The following is a 17375-nucleotide window of genomic DNA, read 5'->3' as shown; positions in this document are numbered from 1 at the left end:
TTTTCGCCATGACCGCTGTCGCCCTCCCTCCCAGCTCCCGTACCCGCGTGCGCCGCGTCGCCGAACTGGCCAGCTACGAGCAAGCCACCCTGCATGCCATCGTCGACGCCGCCTTCCTGTGCCATATCGCCTTCCGCGACGAGCACGGAAGCCATTGCATCCCGACCGCCTGCTGGCGCATCGACGGCCACCTGTACATCCATGGCTCGAACGGTAGCCGCATGCTCAAGCAACTCGTCAACGACACCGACGTGTGCGTGACCATCACCCATCTCGACGGCCTGGTGCTGGCGCGCTCGGCCTTCAATCACACCATGAACTACCGCTCGGCGATGGTGTACGGACGGTTTGACAAGGTGAGCGACATCGGCCAGCAGCATGCGGCCATGGATGCGCTGATGGAAAAGCTGGCGCCGGGACGCCTGGCGCAGGTGCGCGGCGGCAGCGCCAAGGAATACGCGGCCACCACGGTGCTGCGCATCGCGCTCGACGAATGCGCCGTCAAGCAGCGCAAGGGTGGCCCGCTCGACGACGCGGGCGACATGGCGCACGTCGTCTGGACGGGCGAACTGCCTTTTACGCACGGCCGTGGCGCGGCCATCGCCGATGCGCTCAACACCAGCACGCTGCCCGCGTATGCCGCCGCATGGGGTACGGAATCCGCTTGACCGGCCAGCGTGCTTGCCCGATGATCGGCGTTGATGGCAATAGCCACCAATCGACCCACTCATGAATGGAGCAGATGATGATGAAGCGAGTATCCCTGACCGTGACCTTGACGGTCATGCTGGCCTGTGGCGGCAGCGGTGCGGCACTGGCGGCCGACAGCAGCGACGCAGCCTTGAAGGCAGCCATCGCCGGCAGTGCACGCACGCCGGCCAACGCGCTGCGCGACAGCGCCCGGCACCCGTATGAAACACTGACGTTCTTCGGCATCAAGCCGGGCATGACGGTGGTGGAGCTGGCGCCTGGCGGCGGCTGGTACACGGAAATCCTGGCGCCCTACCTGCGCGACAACGGCAAGCTGATCGCCGCCGGTAACGATCCTCAATCCGCCAGCGAAGGCGCACGCCGTGGCGCGGCGCGCTTCCAGCAAAAACTCGACGCCAATCCCGCTGCTTTCGGCAAGGTGGAGATCGGTGCCTTCGCACCGCCCACCACCTACCGCATCGCGCCCAAGGGCACGGCCGACATGGTGTTCACCTTTCGCAATATCCACAACTGGATACCCATCGGCGAAGCAGGCATGCAGACCTTGTTCAAGGAAGTGTATGACAGCCTGAAACCGGGCGGCGTGTTCGGCATCGTCGAGCACCGCCTGCCGGCCAGCAAGGCGCAAGATGCCACGGCCAGCAGCGGCTACATGCACGAAGCGTATGTGATCAAGCTGGCCGAAGGCGCCGGCTTCAAGCTGGCGGCCAAGTCCGAGGTCAACGCCAATCCGAAAGACACGGCAGACCATCAGGGCGGCGTCTGGGCGTTGCCGCCGACCTACGCCAACAAGGATGTCGAGCGGGCCAAATACACGGCCATCGGCGAGAGCGACCGCATGACCCTGAAGTTCGTCAAGCCATAAAGTGAGCGTGTCGGGTTACGCGCTGCGCGCTAACCCGACCTACCATCTTATTTCTTCACTTCCTTCGGTTTCACCGGCGCCAGGTTCAGGTCCTGGAAGTCGTAGCTGAAATCCGTCTCGGCCGACACGGGCGCCATTTTCACGCGGTCGATGCTGCCATCGGGATTGAGCGAGAACGTCACGTAGGCATCGGCGTTGAAATTGCGCTCCTTCCAGCGCACGATGAAGGTATCGTGCTGCCAGTGTTCCAGCTCGCCCGTCAGGTCCGGCGTGCGCGTGAAGCTGAGGATATGTTTTTTCCCTTCCGGTTTGATCACGACCTTGCCATACCAGGCGTCCTCATACTCGCCGTCATACGCCGCCAGCGGCAGCGATGGCTGCGATTTGGCCGCGCGCGCGCTCGACGCCTTGCCCTGCTTTTTCACCTCTTCGGCATGCTGGTCCTGCTCCACCTTGGCCACCAGCGCCAGCCAGTCCGACGCCGGCGCCTGCAGGTAATGGTCGAGGATGCGCCATTGCAGCGCCGTCATGGAACCGCCATTTTCCGCATTGGTGAGTATGGCCACACCCAGTTTCGCTTCCGGCACCATCACCACGCGCGAATAAAAGCCCTGCAGCGCGCCGCCGTGCATGGCCACTTTCATGCCCTTGTAGTCGCGCAGCTGGAAGCCCAGGCCATACGCGCTGAAGTTCGGTTTGGTGGCGGCCAGCTCTGGCTTCGGCTCGGCAATCTTGATCGGCGTTTGCGCCGTCCACATTTCGCGACCCTGCTTTTCGCTGAACAGGCGCGCGTCCTTGCCATCCTTGTCCTTCACGCCGGCGATCTTGCCCTCGTCGAGCAGCACCATCATCCACTTGGCGATATCTTCCGCATTCGTGTTGATGCCAACGGCGCCCACGGCGTTCGGCACCGGCATCGACTTGACGGCGGCGATCTTGCCGTCGATCTTGCTGTGCGCATTGGCGACGTCGGGATTACCCACGTTTTCCGCCAGACTGGTGGTGGTACCCGTCATGCCCAGCGGCGCCAGGATGCGCTCATGCATCGCCTCGCCCCAGCTCTTGCCCGCCTTGTCGGCGATGATCTTGCCGGCCACGATGTACAGCAGGTTATCGTAGGCATAGCTGTTGCGAAAACTCGTGGCCGGACGGATGTAGCGCAGCTTCTCGATGATTTCGTCCGTGCTGAACGTGGTGGTGGGCCACCACAGCAAGTCGCCCGCACCCAGGCCCAGGCCACTGCGGTGCGTCAGCAAGTCGCGGATGGTCATGGCGCCCGTCACGTAGGAATCGTGCATCTGGAAGCCGGGCAAATGTTTGGTGACGGGATCGTCCCAGGCCAGCTTGCCTTCGTCAACCAGCATGGCCAGCGCGGCGGCCGTGAAACCCTTCGAGTTCGATGCCACTTCGAACAGCGTCTTGGCGTCGACGGATGCCGGTTCGCCCAGCTTGCGTACGCCAAAACCTTTGGCGGTGATGACCTTGCCATCCTTGACGATGGCGATCGCCATGCCGGGCACGTCGAACACTTTCAGGGCAGTGGCGACGTCACGCTCAAGATCGAAGGCCGGCGCGGGGGCCAAAGCAGCAGCAACGACGGGGATGGCGTCAAATGCCAGCGCCGGCATGGTGATGCTGGAAAACGCCAGCACGATGGCGGCGGCGAGGCGGTTCATGGTATGCATGGTCAGGATGTCCAAATAAGGTTCAATGCGCTTGCGCGGCCATCAATTTATCGACGCTTTCCTGCGTCACCGGGTGGTAGCGTTCACGCGCCTGCGCATACACTTCCTTGGCCCAGGCATGGCCCTGCGGCGTCTTCATCAAGGCGCCGTACAGGGGCACGACGAACTTCTGGCGACCCACGCTCATCAGGAATGCCTGCAAGGGCTGCCGCACGTCGTAGCCGGCGTTTACGGCAGCGAGATAAAAACGGTAGGCGACTTCATTGTTGCCGCTCTTGCCCACGCCGTAGACCTGGTCCAGCTCACGCAATTGCGCCGCGCTGGCCTTGTTGTTGATGTCGTTCAGGAAGTGCATCGACTCGATGGCGATCCACTTGTCCATGCCCAGGTCCTTGGTGGACAGCTCGCCCTTGAGCCAGGCGTCGCGGTGTTGGTCGAGCAGCGCCAGGCGCGGCGAGACGACGCGCTGCGCGCTGGCCGGCACGCCCGTGCCATACAGCCATTCATCGAGTTCCGCTGGCGGCATCACGTCCGGATGCTGCGCCAGCAGATTCTTGCGCAGGTAGGCGATGAACTGCTCCGTCGTCACGCTCTGGAACGCGTGCTGGTCGAACCAGCCGCGCAGGAAAGGATCGAACACGGCGCGGCCGGCGCGGCGCTCCATGGTGGCCAGGAACCAGGCGCCCTTCGGATAAATGATGCCGTCATCCGTGTACGTTTCGGCCGGGTTGGCATCCGCATCGCGCGTGATCAGCGCCGTTTTCGCCGCCGGCAGTTCGCGGATCGAGGCGGCCAGTTCTTCCTGGTCGACCTGCACGCCCATCTGCGCCACTTCGCTGCCATACAGCTGCTCGACGATGCGCGTGGTGACGTAGGTGGTGAAACCTTCGTTGAGCCACATGTGCTTCCACGACGCGTTGGTGACCAGGTTGCCCGACCACGAGTGGGCCAGTTCATGCGCGATCAGGTCGACCAGGCTGCGGTCGCCCGCGATCATGGTCGGCGTGAGGAAGGTCAGGCGCGGGTTTTCCATGCCGCCGTAGGGGAACGATGGCGGCAGCACGATCATGTCATAGCGTCCCCAGCCATACGGGCCATACAGCGCCTCGGCCGCCTGGATCATCTTTTCCGTATCGGCCAGCTCGTATTCGGCCGCCTTGATGCGCGGCGGTTCGGCATACACGGCGGAACGGGGACCGAGCTTGCGCACCTCCAGTTCGCCGATGGCGATCGCCAGCAGGTACGATGGAATCGGCTGCGGCATCCTGAATTTCCAGCCGCCCTTGCCCGTCGCCTTGTCGTCATTCTCGGCGCTCATCACGACGCGCATGCCCGCTGGCGCATCGATGCGCGCGCTGTAGGTAAAACGCACGGCAGGCGTATCCTGCAATGGCACCCACGAGCGGGCGTTGATGCTTTGCGACTGGCTGAACATGAAAGGCAGCTTGCCCGACATGGTCTGCTGCGGCGTGAGCCACTGCAGCGCGATGGCGTTCGGCGCCGTGTGATAGTAGACGCGCACTTTGCCCGGCTGGCCCGTGGTGGTGATGCGCAGCGCCTGACCCTTTTCCGGGTCGGCCTTGTCCAGCTGATACGGCGCCATCTGCCATGCGCCGCGCTTGTCCTGCACCTGCACTTTCGCGATCGACAGATCGCGCGTATCGAGCACCAGGGTGCGTGCCGCCGGGTCGATCCAGTTCAAGGACAGCTCGGCATAGCCGCTCAAGGTCTTTTGCTTGAAATCGGCTTTCAGGTCCAGCTGCAGGTCGCGCGTGCGCACCTGGTCGTAACGCGCGTAGCTGAGGGGATCGGCGTGCGCTGCCAGGGTCACCTGGCAAAGTAGCGCACAGCCCAGCGCGCGCAGGAAGGTCAAAGTTTGCATGGTCGTCTTTTGAATGATTTGCGAAAGCCCCGGTCCGTGTGCGCCGGGGCGTCGCGCAGAATAGCACTTCCGGCGCAGGCCGGCAGAAAAAAGCGCCGGACTGGCCGGCGCTGTTTTCCTATTTTGCTTCTGCCTTGGCCTCGGGTGCCTTCAGCGGCGTATTAAAATCCTTCATCAGGTTATTCTTGTCCCGGTCCAGCTTGAACAGTTCCAGGCGCGAGGGCGTGATTTTTCGCGGCCAGGCGTTGTTGCTGGTGTCGATGTCGGCCGTCTCCCAGTACGGGTCCTGCACCAGCCCCACCATCGGCTCGTCCGTGACGATGACCTTGCTGATCTTGTGCGGCGCATAGCGCCACACTTCGGCCGGCACGCGCTCGATGATCTTCTTGCCGCTTTTCAGTTCGATTTCCAGAATCAGCGGCATCACCAGGCCGCCGAGATTCGAAAAATCGACCAGGTACAGATGCTTGCCCAGATTATGCTGCTCCAGCAGCTTTCTTTCCCATGGCTCCAGCGTTTCCTGCTCTTCCGCATAGCTGTTGCGGTCCTTGTTGGTGACCGTGAATTCATCGTGCCGGTTATAAAAATCCTTCAGCGCGGGGTCCAGATCCACCTTCTTCGGCAGCGCCTTGTTGCGCTGATCCGAGATCGAGATGGGCTGCGCCGCCTTCTGCGCCTTCTTCCACGCCTTTTCCGTTTCCGGATTCTTCGTGCTCACGCCATATTCGCTGATGCCGTCGATGCTGATGTCGACCGCGTCGGTGGTATAGAACCAGCCGCGCCAGAACCAGTCCAGGTCGGTGCCGGAAGCGTCTTCCATGGTGCGAAAAAAGTCGGCCGGCGTCGGGCGCTTGAACTTCCAGCGCAAGGCGTACTGCTTGAAGGCGAAGTCGAACAGTTCGCGCCCGAGGATGGTCTCGCGCAGGATGTTGAGCGCCGTGGCCGGCTTGTCGTAGGCGTTCGCCGTGAACTGCAGCAAGGACTCGGAATTGGTCATGATGGGCACCTGGTTCTGGCTGCGCATGTAGTCGACGATCTTGCGCGGCTCGCCATTCCAGGAGGGGAAATGCTCTTCCCACGCCTGCTCGGCCAGGTACTGCAGGAAGGAATTGAGGCCCTCGTCCATCCACGTCCACTGGCGCTCGTCCGAGTTGACGATCATGGGAAAATAATTGTGGCCCACTTCATGGATGATCACGCCGATCAGGTCATATTTTGCCGTCTTCGAATAGGTCAGCGCTCCCGTCTTCTTGTCCTTCACGGGACGCCCGCCATTGAACGCGATCATCGGATACTCCATGCCGCCCACGGCGCCATTGACGGAAATCGCGTTCGGATACGGATAGTCGAAACTGTACTTGTTGTACTGTTCGATCGCGTGCACGACGGCGCGCGTGCTGTACTGCTGCCACAGCGGGTTGCCCTCGTTCGGATAATACGACATGGCCATCACGCGCTTGCCGCCGCTATCCAGTCCCTGTGCATCCCAGATGAACTTGCGGCTCGACGCCCACGCCACGTCGCGCACATTGACCGCCTTAAAGTGCCAGGTTTTCATCCCCGCTGGCTTGCCCTTTTCCGCCGCCAGCGCCTCGGCGGGCGTAATCACCAGCAGCGGCGTATTGCTGTTTTTCGCCCGCGCCAGGCGCTCGCGCTGCGCCGCGCTCAACACGGCCGCAGGATTTTGCAGTTCGCCCGTGGCGGCCACCACATGGTCGCCCGGCACCGTCAGATACAGTTCGTAGTCGCCAAACTCCAGCGTGAATTCGCCGGAGCCGAGGAATTGCTTGTGTTGCCAGCCAACGGCGTCGTAATACGCGGCCATGCGCGGAAACCACTGTGCGATCTGGAAGATCGTGTTCTTGTCGTCTTCAAAATATTCATAGCCGGAGCGCTCGACCAGCACCTTCTGGTCATTGATTTGATAGGACCAGTCGATGCCAAAGCTGATGCTCTGGCCGGGCGCCAGCGCCACCGGCAAATCGATGCGCAGCATGGTCTGGTTGACGACATACGGCAGCGGCTTGCCGCTGGCCGCTTTCACGGCGGTGAGCTTGAAGCCGCCGTCGAATTCACGGCCCGCATGGAGGGCGCGCAAGTCTTCGAATTTCAGCGCTTCCTCTTCAGTGCCGCTGAGCCAGGCCTGGCGCGACGGCGCGCTCAGGACGCGGCGCTGGTCGGCATCCTGGCGCAAGCCATTCTGGTCCAGTTGCAGCCACAGATACGCGAGGCTGTCCGGCGAGCGGTTGTGATAGGTGATCTGCTCGCTGGCCGTGATTTCGCGGCGCGCTTCGTCCAAGGTGGCGCGGATCACGTAATCGGCGCGCTGCTGCCAGTAGGCGTGGCCCGGCGCGCCGGACGCCGTGCGGTAGTTATTCGGCGTGGGCAGCAATTCTTCCAGCTGGCGGAACTTGTCGTCGAAGGGCGCGGCGGCGCACAGGCCGGGCAAGGGAGCAAACAAGGTCAAACACAGGGCAAGCAAGCGGACAAGGACCGGCATGGCGCATTCCATCTGGAAGTGGTGGACAGACTGCATTCTAAGTCGAGTCTGTTTGCAAATCGCTCATTGTTGTGGAAGTCCCACACACCAGCCAGTGCCATGCCCCGGCGGCACTGGCGCCGGCACGGGCATTGGCGTATGATGCGCCTCGAACATTGGGGAGTAGTCGTCCCGCGGTCCTGCCGCGGGAACCTGTATCAACATAATTGGCCCGCAGGCCATGGTGCAGGTGGTTGCAGAACTTGACGAGACCATTGATCCAGGGCGGCCGCATGGGCCGGAGTCGCCCGTGGATCATTGGTTAATTCGTCCGGCCCGCGTACCTCTTGCAATCTCATGGAAGCATTCCTCATCTCCACCGGCATCGTCGGTCTCGCTGAAATCGGCGACAAAACCCAACTCCTGGCCTTTTTGCTGGCTGCCAAATTCCGCAAGCCTTTGCCCATCGTGCTGGCGATTTTCGTCGCCACCATCGCCAACCACGCGTTCGCCGCCGCCGTCGGTGCCTGGATCACCAGCATGCTGGGGCCCGACGTGCTGCGCTGGGTACTCGGCGTGTCCTTCCTGGCGATGGCGGCCTGGACCCTGATCCCCGACAAGCTCGACGAAGACGAAACGAAGTTGGCCAAGTATGGCGTCTTCCTGACCACCCTGATCGCCTTCTTCATGGCGGAAATGGGAGATAAAACGCAGGTGGCGACCGTGGCGCTGGCGGCGCGCTACCACGACATTGTTTCCGTCGTGCTGGGCACCACCTTCGGCATGATGCTGGCCAACGTGCCGGCCGTGTACCTGGGCGACAAGATCGCCAACCGCGTGTCGCTGCGCCTCGTACACGGCGTCGCGGCGCTGGTCTTTGCCGTGCTGGGCGTGGCAACCCTGCTGGGCGCGGGCGCGGCTCTGGGCTTCTGACCAATGTCGGCAACATGCATACCGGCGCGCCGATCCTGAACGGTCAGCGCGCTTTCTTGAGTCGTGGGCAAGACTACACCAGCAATAGCACCGCATACTCGCGGCCCTCGTCGCGCAGGGCGATGCTGTTGCCCTCCTGCGCCACGCCATCGAGCGACAGTCCTGCAGGCCGCCCCTGTGCCTTTTCCACCGTGATGGCATAGCTGCTGGCGCCGAAGCGGTAATGCAGCTTGAAGCTGTCCCATTCGGCCGGCATGGTCGGCAGCACACGCAGCACGTTCGCCTCGCGCGTCAAGCCGAGCAGCGATTCGACGATCAGCCGGTACAGCCAGCCCGACGATCCCGTGTACCAGCTCCAGCCGCCGCGCCCCACATGCGGCGCCACGGCATACACATCGGCCGTCACCACATACGGCTCGACCTTGTAGCGTTGCACCGCCTGCGCATCCACGCCATGGCGTACGGGATTGATCATGCGCAGCAGTTCCCACGCCTTTTCGCCATCGCCCAGGCGGGCAAACGCCATCGCCGTCCAGATGGCCGCATGCGTATACTGACCGCCGTTCTCGCGCACGCCCGGCACATAACCGCGGATATAGCCGGGATTGAGGTCGGATTTGTCGAACGGCGGATCGAGCAGCTGGATCACCCCCGAGTCACGGCGCACCAGGCGCGCATCGACCTGGCGCATGGCGCCGGCCACGCGCTCCTTGTTGGCCGCGCCCGACAGCACGCCCCAGCTTTGCGAAATCGAATCGATCTGGCATTCCTCGTTGGTGTGCGAACCCAAGGGCGTGCCGTCGTCGAAATACGCGCGCCGGTACCACTCGCCATCCCATGCATGTTCCTCGACATTGACCGCCAGTTTCACGGCTTCGTCGCGGCAGAATTGGGCAAACGCCGCATCGCCGCGCAGCACGGCCACCTCGGCGAAGCGCTGCAGCACTTCGTACAGGAAGAAGGCCAGCCACACGCTCTCGCCCTTGCCGTGTTCGCCCACCTTGTCCATGCCGTCATTCCAGTCGCAGGAACCCATCAGGGGCAAGCCGTGCACGCCCAGGCGCAAGCCGTGGCGAATGGCGCGCACGCAGTGCTCGTACAGGTCGGCCGACTCGCCCGAACGCACGGGTAAATCGTAATAGGAATCCTCTTCCGGCTTGACGGCGCGCCCCTCGATGAAGGGGGCCACTTCGGACAGCACGTTGACATCGCCCGTGGCAATCACATAGCGGCAGGCGGCCAGCGGCAGCCACAGGTAATCGTCGGAACAATGCGTGCGCACGCCCCGGTCCGATGGCGGATGCCACCAGTGCTGCACGTCGCCTTCCACAAACTGGTGCGCCGCGCACAGCAGCAAATGGCCGCGCAGCAGTTGCGGCGCCGTGTGAATCATGGCCATCGCATCTTGCAGCTGGTCGCGGAAACCGTAGGCGCCACCCGACTGGTAATAGCCGCTGCGCGCCCACAGGCGGCAGGCGATGGTCTGGTACATCAGCCAGCCATTGGCGATCACGTCCAGCGACGGATCGGGCGTTTCGATGCGCACGGCGCCCAGGGTGCTCTCCCAGTGCGCGCGCACGGCGTCGAGCGCCATGCGGGCCGCATCCTTGCCCGCATGGCGCTGCACCATGGTGCTGGCGTCGGCATTGCGGCGCCCGCCCACGCCGAGGATGAAGACGATTTCGCGCTCCTGCCCCGGCTGCAGTTCAAACGGCACCTGGATCGCTGCGCACGGGTCCAGTCCCGTGCCCGCCTTGCCGGACAGGCGCACGCGCCGCAGCGCCGCCGGCTGCGCCAGACTGCCGTTGCGGCCGATGAATTCATTGCGGTCGCAGGTAATCGAACGGATGCTGGCGTCCGTATTGAAAAAGCCGACACGGCCTGAAAACTCCGTGTTGTAGTTATTGCGCGCAAACAGCGCACCGCTGATGGTGTCGACTTCGGTCGCCACGTGCATGCAGGACTTGGCGCGCAGGTCGCCCATCACCCATTCCACGTAGCCTGTGACGGACAGGCGGCGCGGCACGCCGCTGTCGTTGCGCACCTTGATGACCGAGTATTTGACGGCTGCGTCGAGCGCCACATAGGTGCACAGTTCGGTGGCGATACCGCCCTCGCTGTGTTCAAAAATGCTGTAGCCGAAACCGTGGCGCGTCACGTAGTCGCCGCTGCCGCGCGCAGGCAGGGCCGACGGCGACCAGAACTGGCCGGTTTGCTCGTCTCGCACGTAAAACGCTTCGCCGGACAGGTCGGAGACGGGGTCGTTCTGCCATGGCGTGAGGCGGAATTCATGCGCATTCTCGCTCCACGTATACGCCTGGCCGCCTTCCGACACCACCGTGCCGAATTGCGCGTTGGCCAGCACGTTCGACCAGGGCGCCGGCGTCTGCGTGCCTTCTGCCGTGGTGATCACATATTCGCGGCCATCGGGCGTGAAACCGCCGAGGCCATTTTCCAAAATCAGGTCACGCTTTGGCGCCCGGTGCGGCACGCCGCCCTGTTCGCGGGACGGATCCTGCAGCAGCGGCGGCATGCGCAGTACGGGGCTGGGCGGACGCTTGACCTGCTCGGCCAGGGTGCCGCGCAAGTCGCTGATGATGGCGCGCGCCACCGATTGCAGCAAGATGCGGTCTTCGTTGGCAATTTGCTCGGCCAGGCGCACGAAAATGCCGCCCGGACGATCGATCGCCTGCGCATCGATGCCCGAGGCGATCAGGCCCATGATCTGCTCGTGCAGCAGCTGGCGGTAGCCCGACTGTTCCTCGTACCAGATCACCAGGTCGACTATCAATCCTTTCAGGCGCCAGTACGCATGCGCCTGCACCATCTGGCGCGCCAGTTCAATATTGGCCGCATCGCGTATCTGCAGCAGCACGATGGGCAAGTCGCCGGAAATCGCATACGCCCACAGGCCGGACTGGCCGCGCTGGTTCTTGATCAGGATGCCGGCCTCGGCACGCAGGGCCGCATTCGGGTAGATCACGGCATTGGCCAGGCGCGCATACAACTGCGCGTCCGCTTCGCTGGCGTTCAACTGGCGCAACACCACCTGGCTGTGCGTCCAGGCCAGTTCGAACACGCGGTCGGCCAGATGGCGGTCCTGGTATTTGTCGATCAGGTGCAGCGCCGCCTCGCGCTGCTCCACCATGCCGGTGACGCTGTCAACGGTGACGGCCTGGTCCGGTTCGAGCGTGATGACGTAGCGGATGGCCACGATGGGGTCGAGCACGGAACCGTGGCCGCCACTGAGCGGCCCGCTGTCCTGCAGCGCCTGCGGCAGCTGCGCCGTGTTGCCGCGGCCGATGAAGCGCGCGCGGTCCGTCTCGAACGACACGGCATACTGGTCGATATCATGCACGGTCATCACATGCAGCAGCCACGGCATCTGCTCGTCTTTCGAGCGGGGCCGGCGCGTGCATAAAATCGCATTTTCATGCGCCAGGATTTCCGTCTGCACGAACAACTTGCTGAACGCGGGATGCGCCGCGTCGGCCGCCGCCGGCGCCATCACCACTTCGGCAAAGCTGGTGATCTCGATGCGCCGCTGGCGGTTCGAATTATTGCTGATGCGCGTGCGCCGGATTTCGATATCGTCCTCGGGCGAGACGACGATTTCCGTGTACAGGTCGAGGCCATGGTCGGCGCGGCGAAATTCCGCCCGTCCTTCCGAAAAAATCACTTCGTACTTCTTCGGTTCAGCCAGCGTGGGCTGGTACGTGGTGGACCAGACGGCACCGTCGTCGAGGTCGCGCAGGTAGCAGAAATTGCCCCAGTTATCGCGCGTGCTGTCTTCACGCCAGCGCGTCACGGACAAGTCTTTCCAGCGGCTGTAGCTGCCGCCCGCATTGCTCACCATGACGTGGTAGCGGCCATTCGACAGCAGCTGCGTTTCGGGCACGGCGCTGTTGGCCTGGGTGAGGATGCGCATCGGCATGGCCTGCTCGGGCGCGCCGCTGCGCAGCACCGCCAGTTCGGCCGTGTTCGAATAAAACGCGCCGGCCTGCGGCGTACGCTCCTGCAGCACCAGCAAGGCCGATTGCAGCAGCGGGTCGGACTCGAAACGGCGCTGCATGGGGCGGTCGTGCAGCAGGTAGCTGAGGGCCAAAAAGCCCATGCCCTGGTGATGCACCATGAACGAGCGGATGACGGCGCTGACCTGCCCGCGCGGCAGGCGCGCGGTGGTAAAGTCGATGGCTTCAAAAAAACCGTAGCGGCCCATGTAGCCGGCCGCCTGCATGCGCTGCAGGTTCTGGCACGACGCTTCCGGCTGCACCATCAGGCCCATCATGCTGGCGTACGGCGCCACCACCAGGTCGTCGGCCAGGCCCCGTTTCAGGCCCAGCCCCGGCACGCCAAAGGCGCGGTACTGGTAATTCAGGCTTGCATCGACCGTGTTGTAGCCGGACTCGGAGATCCCCCACGGCACGTCGCGCTGGCGGCCATAGTCGATCTGCGCCTCGATGACGGAGTGGTAGGTCTGGTCAAGCAAGGTGTTCGGATAGTTCGGCATCACCAGCAGCGGCATCAGATACTCGAACATCGAGCCGCTCCACGACAGCAGCACGGGCTGCCCCGCCACCATGCACAGCTGGCGGCCCAGCGCGAACCAGTGCTCCTGCGGCAGCTGGCCTTGGGCGATGGCAATGAAGCTGGCCAGGCGTACTTCGGAAGCCAATAAATCGTAGTAGCTGGGGTCGAGGCGCCGTTCGCTGACGTTGTAGCCGATGGCCAGCAGTTTGGTCGACGGGTTGTACAGAAATGCGTATTCGATCTGCGCGAAATCGCGCGCCTGGCCCGCCGCATGGGCGATGTCGCGCATGTGGCGGCCCGCCTGTTCGCGGCCTTGCGCCAGCCATGCGGCCAGCTCGGAAGGCAGGCCTTCCGGGGCCTCCAGATTGGCCAGTTCGCGCAGGGTCGGCACGCGCAGCCACGCCGCATCGAGGCCTGCCTGTGCCGCCCATGGCGCCAGTTGCAGCAACTCGGCCAGCGCCGCGCGGCACTGGCGCGCCAGCGCGCCGCACCACATGGCCAGCTCGCCATCCTCGCTTTGCAAGGTCAACGACAGCAGCGCGTCGGCCGCGCCATTCGCGGCACTCAGGTAGGCATGCCATTCGGGCAGGCTGGCTGGCACCGCAGGCATCTGCAGCAGCGCCAGCGATGCGCGCACCGTCTTGCCTTCGCCTTCCGCGGCGATAAACTCCTGCAGTACCTGCGCCGTCGTGCGGATGCCGTCCACGATCTGCGGCCCCATGATCGGGGCGTCGTAGAGTTCCACCAGTCCCGGCTGCAAGGTCAGCAGATGGCCCGCCAGGTTGCCGCTGTCGACCGTCGAGATGTACATCGGCTGCAGCGCCTTGAGCGTTTGCGTGTCGTACCAGTTGTAGAAATGCCCCTGGAAGCGCTCCAGTTCCCCCATGCTGTGCAAGGTGGCGCGGCTGCGCTCGATCAACTGGCCCATGGTGACATAGCCGAAATCGTAGGCCGTCAGGTTGGCCAGCAGGGCCAGGCCGATATTCGTCGGCGAGGTGCGGTGCGCCACCACCAGGTTCGGATGCTCCTGCATGTTATCGGGCGGCAGCCAGTGATCGTCCGGTCCGACGAAGGTATCGAAATAGGCCCAGGTCTTGCGCGCCACGCCATGCAGGAAACGTCCCTGCTCGGCCGACAGGCGCGCCACGGCCCGCTCGATGGGGCGGCTGATCCACCAGGCGATGGCGGGCGCGGCCAGCCACAGCAGCAGCACCACGGCGGCAGCCGGCAACGCTGCCGGGCGCCAGTGCAGCAAGGCGGCAAAGGTGACCAGCGCCAGCGCGGGCGAGCACCACATGGCGCGCCAGCTGTCTGCCTGCGAGCCGGAAGACGTATGCAGGTTCGAGGCACGCCAGTCGAGCAAATGCTTGTGCGAGACGCCAAGGCGCCACAGGGTGCGCGCGATGGCATCGAGGCTGATCCACGCTTCGTACGGCAGGAAGACGAGGGTCAGCATGGCATGCGAAAACTGCACGCCGCAGCGCCGCTCGAACGCGGCCAGATGCTGGCGCCACAGGGTGTCGCGCGGTTTGCGCAGCAGATCGTACAGGGCCGAAAAAACGGGCGGCAGGAAGATAATGGCCAGCACGGCCACGCTCCAGAAAACCACGTGCGGCAAGAAGCCCCACACCAGCAACAGCGACAGGGTGGTGGCCGGCGCCACGATGCTGCGGCGCAGGTTGTCGAACAGCTTCCAGCGCGACAGCATCGACAAAGGATTGCGTTCGCGCTTGCCGGCGCGGCCCGGCACGCGGCCCAGCAACCAGCCAATCAGTTGCCAGTCGCCGCGGATCCAGCGCTGGCGGCGGCTCACATCGGCGTCGTAGCGGGCCGGGTATTCCTCATACAGCTGCGAGTCGCTGAGCAAGCCCGCGCGTAAATAACAGCCTTCCAGCAAGTCGTGGCTGAGGATTTTATTGTCGGGCAGGCGCTGGCCCAGCACGCGCTCGAACATGTCGAGGTCATAGATGCCCTTGCCGATGAAGGAGCCCTCGTAAAATACGTCCTGGTACAGGTCGGAGACGGTGCGCGTGTATGGGTCGATTCCCGGTTCGCCGCCGCACAGCAGCTCGTAGCGCGAGGCGTTCGCGCTAGGCAGCGCCACGGCCACGCGCGGCTGCAAGATGCCGTAGCCGGCCACCACGCGCGTGCCGGCCGCGTCCAGCACGGGACGGTTCAGCGGGTGCATCATGGTGGCGATGAATTCGCGCGCCGCGTCGCGCGGCAGCTGCGTATCGGTGTCGAGCGTGATCACGTATTTGATCGTGCGCAGGCCGCGCAACTCGCCTTCCACCAGCGAGAATTTGTCGCGCGCGCCGCCGCGCAAAAACGCGTGCAGATCGGACAATTTGCCGCGCTTGCGCTCCTGCCCCATCCACGCATTCTGCTGCGAATTCCACAGGCGCGGACGATGCAGCAGCAGGAACGGCCCCGCATGGCCCAGCTCTTCCGGGTCGGCTGGGTCGCCGTTGTCCTTGAACTCGGCGCCTTCCACGCGGTATTTATCGTTCAAGCCACGGATGGTCTCCTGCGCCTGGCGCAGCAAGGCTTCGTCGCCCGGCATCGTTTGCGCGGACGCATCGACAAAATCCGTCAGCAGGCAGAAACGCAGGTTCGGGTCGCGGTTGGCGAGATAACGCACTTCCAGCGCCTCGCACAGGGCGGCCACGTTGTCCGCGCTGTAGATCAGGGTCGGTACCACGACGATGCCGCGCCCGTCCGACGGAATGCCGGACTGGTAATCCATGCGCGGCAGCGGGTGCGGCGACGTCATCAGGGTCGCCAGCCAGTTCACCACGGCCACGGCCAGCTGGCTGCTGCCCAGCAACGCCAGCACGCCCAGCGCCACCAAAGGCCAGCCCTGCACGCCATGGCGCACGGCGCGCTCGAGCAGCAAGGCGCTCGTCGCCAGGGTCAGGAACGAGATGGCCCCCAGGTAGACGGCCAGCGGCGCGGCGCGCGCCGTATGCTGCAGCGCCTCGATGAACGGCAGCTTCGCGCCGGCCTGCTTTTCCAGCACCAGCACGCCGCGCCCGACCAGGTAAAAGCCGATGTGGCCGCGGCGCGCGTCATTGCCGTTGCCGTGCGTATGCGCCAGCTGCACCACCATCTCGGCCACGTCCACTTCGCTGCGCGCGCTGCGCCTGGCGATGCGTTCGATGGCATGGCGGTAGCTGTCGCGCGTGGCGAAATCCATCAAGCCATACGTGCCGGCCGGGTCCAGGCGCAAGGTCTGCTCGACCACGCTCATGGTCTCGACGAATTCCTGCCAATCCATGGTGCCGAGAAAACGCAGGCTGCCGATGCTGTTGGCGATCGAGACCTGGTCGGCCGCCTGCTGCCCGATCTCGGACTGGATCTGCTGCTCGATGGTGAGGCCCGACTCGGCCAGCTTGTGCGTCAGCCACGACAGCGCCAGGGTCAGCGAGGAACTCTGTCCCTGCAGGCGACGCGACAATTCGGCCACGAAGGCGCTGGTCAACGGCGGATTCGAACGGGCCATGTCGGCTACCAGCAGGATCAAGCCGCTGGGATTGCGCTCGGCGATGTCCGTCATCTGGTCGGCCCAGGTATTGGCCAGGTCGCGCTGCATGCGGTCGTCGGCCACGCGCGCGGCGACGCGGCGCAGGTTTTCGATCAGGGCCAGGCGCAGCATGATGGGCACGGCCCACAGTTCACCCAGGGTCAAGGTAGCCACGTCCTGGTAAGCCTCGATGAAATGGCACAGGTTTTCCAGGTCGACGCGGCCGTCACCATGCGAGATGATTTCCAGCGCAATTTTATACACGCGCGGACAGCCCGCATCCACGCCGGAACTCAGCCGTGGCAGCTCCTTGCTGTAGTTCTTCGGCAAGTGGCGCCGCGTGGTGCGGATCTGCTCTTCGATCAGGTAAAAATTATCCAGCAGCCATTCCGAAGCGGGCGTGACCTGACGTCCGCTTTTGACGGTCGCCGTCAGCTCGTTGACGGTGGCCGTGATCAGGGCCGCATTGTCGGCCAGGCGCGCCAGCAGGCGGTCGCGGCCATGGTGTCGCCCTACCGCATGGCCGGCGGCCAGATGCTTGCCGTGGGCGGCCATCTGCATGGCGCTGAATAACTCCGAACGCAAAGGCAAGGCATCGTCGCGCGCGGCGTCGAAACTGTCCGGTACATGGGAATGGTCGCGGAAGATTTCCTTGAATTTGGAAAGCTGTTCCTTGATCTGCTGCGTGACGACTGCGGTGTACTCTTTCAACTTGGCCTCGCTAGGTGCGCGCAAGCAGCCAGCGGCCACCGTTACGCAGGCCCAGT

Annotated in this window: 7 protein-coding genes and 1 riboswitch; of the genes, 3 read left to right on the top strand and 4 right to left on the bottom strand. The window is 64.1% G+C overall.

What is annotated here, in order from left to right; genetic code table 11:
* Positions 1-8: 8 nt before the first annotated feature.
* Positions 9-668, top strand: a complete 660-nt coding sequence (locus tag K0F86_RS26060) for a pyridoxamine 5'-phosphate oxidase family protein (protein ID WP_219137021.1) — start codon at positions 9-11, stop codon at positions 666-668.
* Between the two features lie 77 nt (positions 669-745).
* A complete protein-coding gene (locus tag K0F86_RS26055) occupies positions 746-1576 on the top strand; it encodes a class I SAM-dependent methyltransferase (protein WP_374197329.1) in 831 nt (276 codons plus the stop codon).
* 47 nt (positions 1577-1623) lie between these two features.
* Here the strand turns inward: K0F86_RS26055 and K0F86_RS26050 are convergent, their stop codons facing one another.
* From K0F86_RS26050 to K0F86_RS26040, 3 genes are all read right to left on the bottom strand, one after another.
* Positions 1624-3261, bottom strand: a complete 1638-nt coding sequence (locus K0F86_RS26050; RefSeq protein ID WP_219137019.1) for a serine hydrolase — start codon at positions 3259-3261, stop codon at positions 1624-1626.
* A gap of 22 nt (positions 3262-3283) precedes the next feature.
* The gene (locus tag K0F86_RS26045) at positions 3284-5143 is read right to left on the bottom strand and encodes a M1 family metallopeptidase (RefSeq protein WP_219137018.1); all 1860 of its coding nucleotides are present in this window, start codon (positions 5141-5143) and stop codon (positions 3284-3286) included.
* 118 nt (positions 5144-5261) lie between these two features.
* On the bottom strand, positions 5262-7643 hold the full coding sequence (locus tag K0F86_RS26040) for a M1 family aminopeptidase (RefSeq protein ID WP_219137017.1): 2382 nt from the start codon (positions 7641-7643) through the stop codon (positions 5262-5264).
* Positions 7644-7788: 145 nt separating this feature from the next.
* Positions 7789-7970, top strand: a riboswitch (yybP-ykoY riboswitch).
* 9 nt (positions 7971-7979) lie between these two features.
* Here K0F86_RS26040 and K0F86_RS26035 point away from each other — a divergent pair.
* Positions 7980-8555: a TMEM165/GDT1 family protein gene (locus tag K0F86_RS26035; RefSeq protein ID WP_219137016.1), complete on the top strand. Its 576-nt coding sequence runs from the start codon at positions 7980-7982 to the stop codon at positions 8553-8555.
* A 73-nt stretch (positions 8556-8628) separates the two neighbouring features.
* Here K0F86_RS26035 and K0F86_RS26030 read toward each other — a convergent pair whose 3' ends face one another.
* Positions 8629-17256, bottom strand: a complete 8628-nt coding sequence (locus K0F86_RS26030; RefSeq protein ID WP_219137034.1) for a GH36-type glycosyl hydrolase domain-containing protein — start codon at positions 17254-17256, stop codon at positions 8629-8631.
* Between the last annotated feature and the right edge of the window lie 119 nt (positions 17257-17375).

The sequence above is a fragment of the Janthinobacterium sp. UMAB-60 genome, from assembly GCF_900095235.1.
Taxonomy (GTDB): Bacteria; Pseudomonadota; Gammaproteobacteria; order Burkholderiales; family Burkholderiaceae_D; genus Janthinobacterium.
Note: the sequence above shows the minus strand (reverse complement) of the source record. Positions and strands in the feature narration are given on the sequence as shown.

Coding starts and splice junctions, on each gene's coding strand:
- K0F86_RS26050 (WP_219137019.1), bottom strand. CDS start 3,261: ATGCATACCATGAACCGCCTCGCCGCCGCCATCGTGCTGGCGTTTTCC.
- K0F86_RS26040 (WP_219137017.1), bottom strand. CDS start 7,643: ATGCCGGTCCTTGTCCGCTTGCTTGCCCTGTGTTTGACCTTGTTTGCT.
- K0F86_RS26055 (WP_374197329.1), top strand. CDS start 746: ATGATGAAGCGAGTATCCCTGACCGTGACCTTGACGGTCATGCTGGCC.
- K0F86_RS26045 (WP_219137018.1), bottom strand. CDS start 5,143: ATGCAAACTTTGACCTTCCTGCGCGCGCTGGGCTGTGCGCTACTTTGC.
- K0F86_RS26035 (WP_219137016.1), top strand. CDS start 7,980: ATGGAAGCATTCCTCATCTCCACCGGCATCGTCGGTCTCGCTGAAATC.
- K0F86_RS26060 (WP_219137021.1), top strand. CDS start 9: ATGACCGCTGTCGCCCTCCCTCCCAGCTCCCGTACCCGCGTGCGCCGC.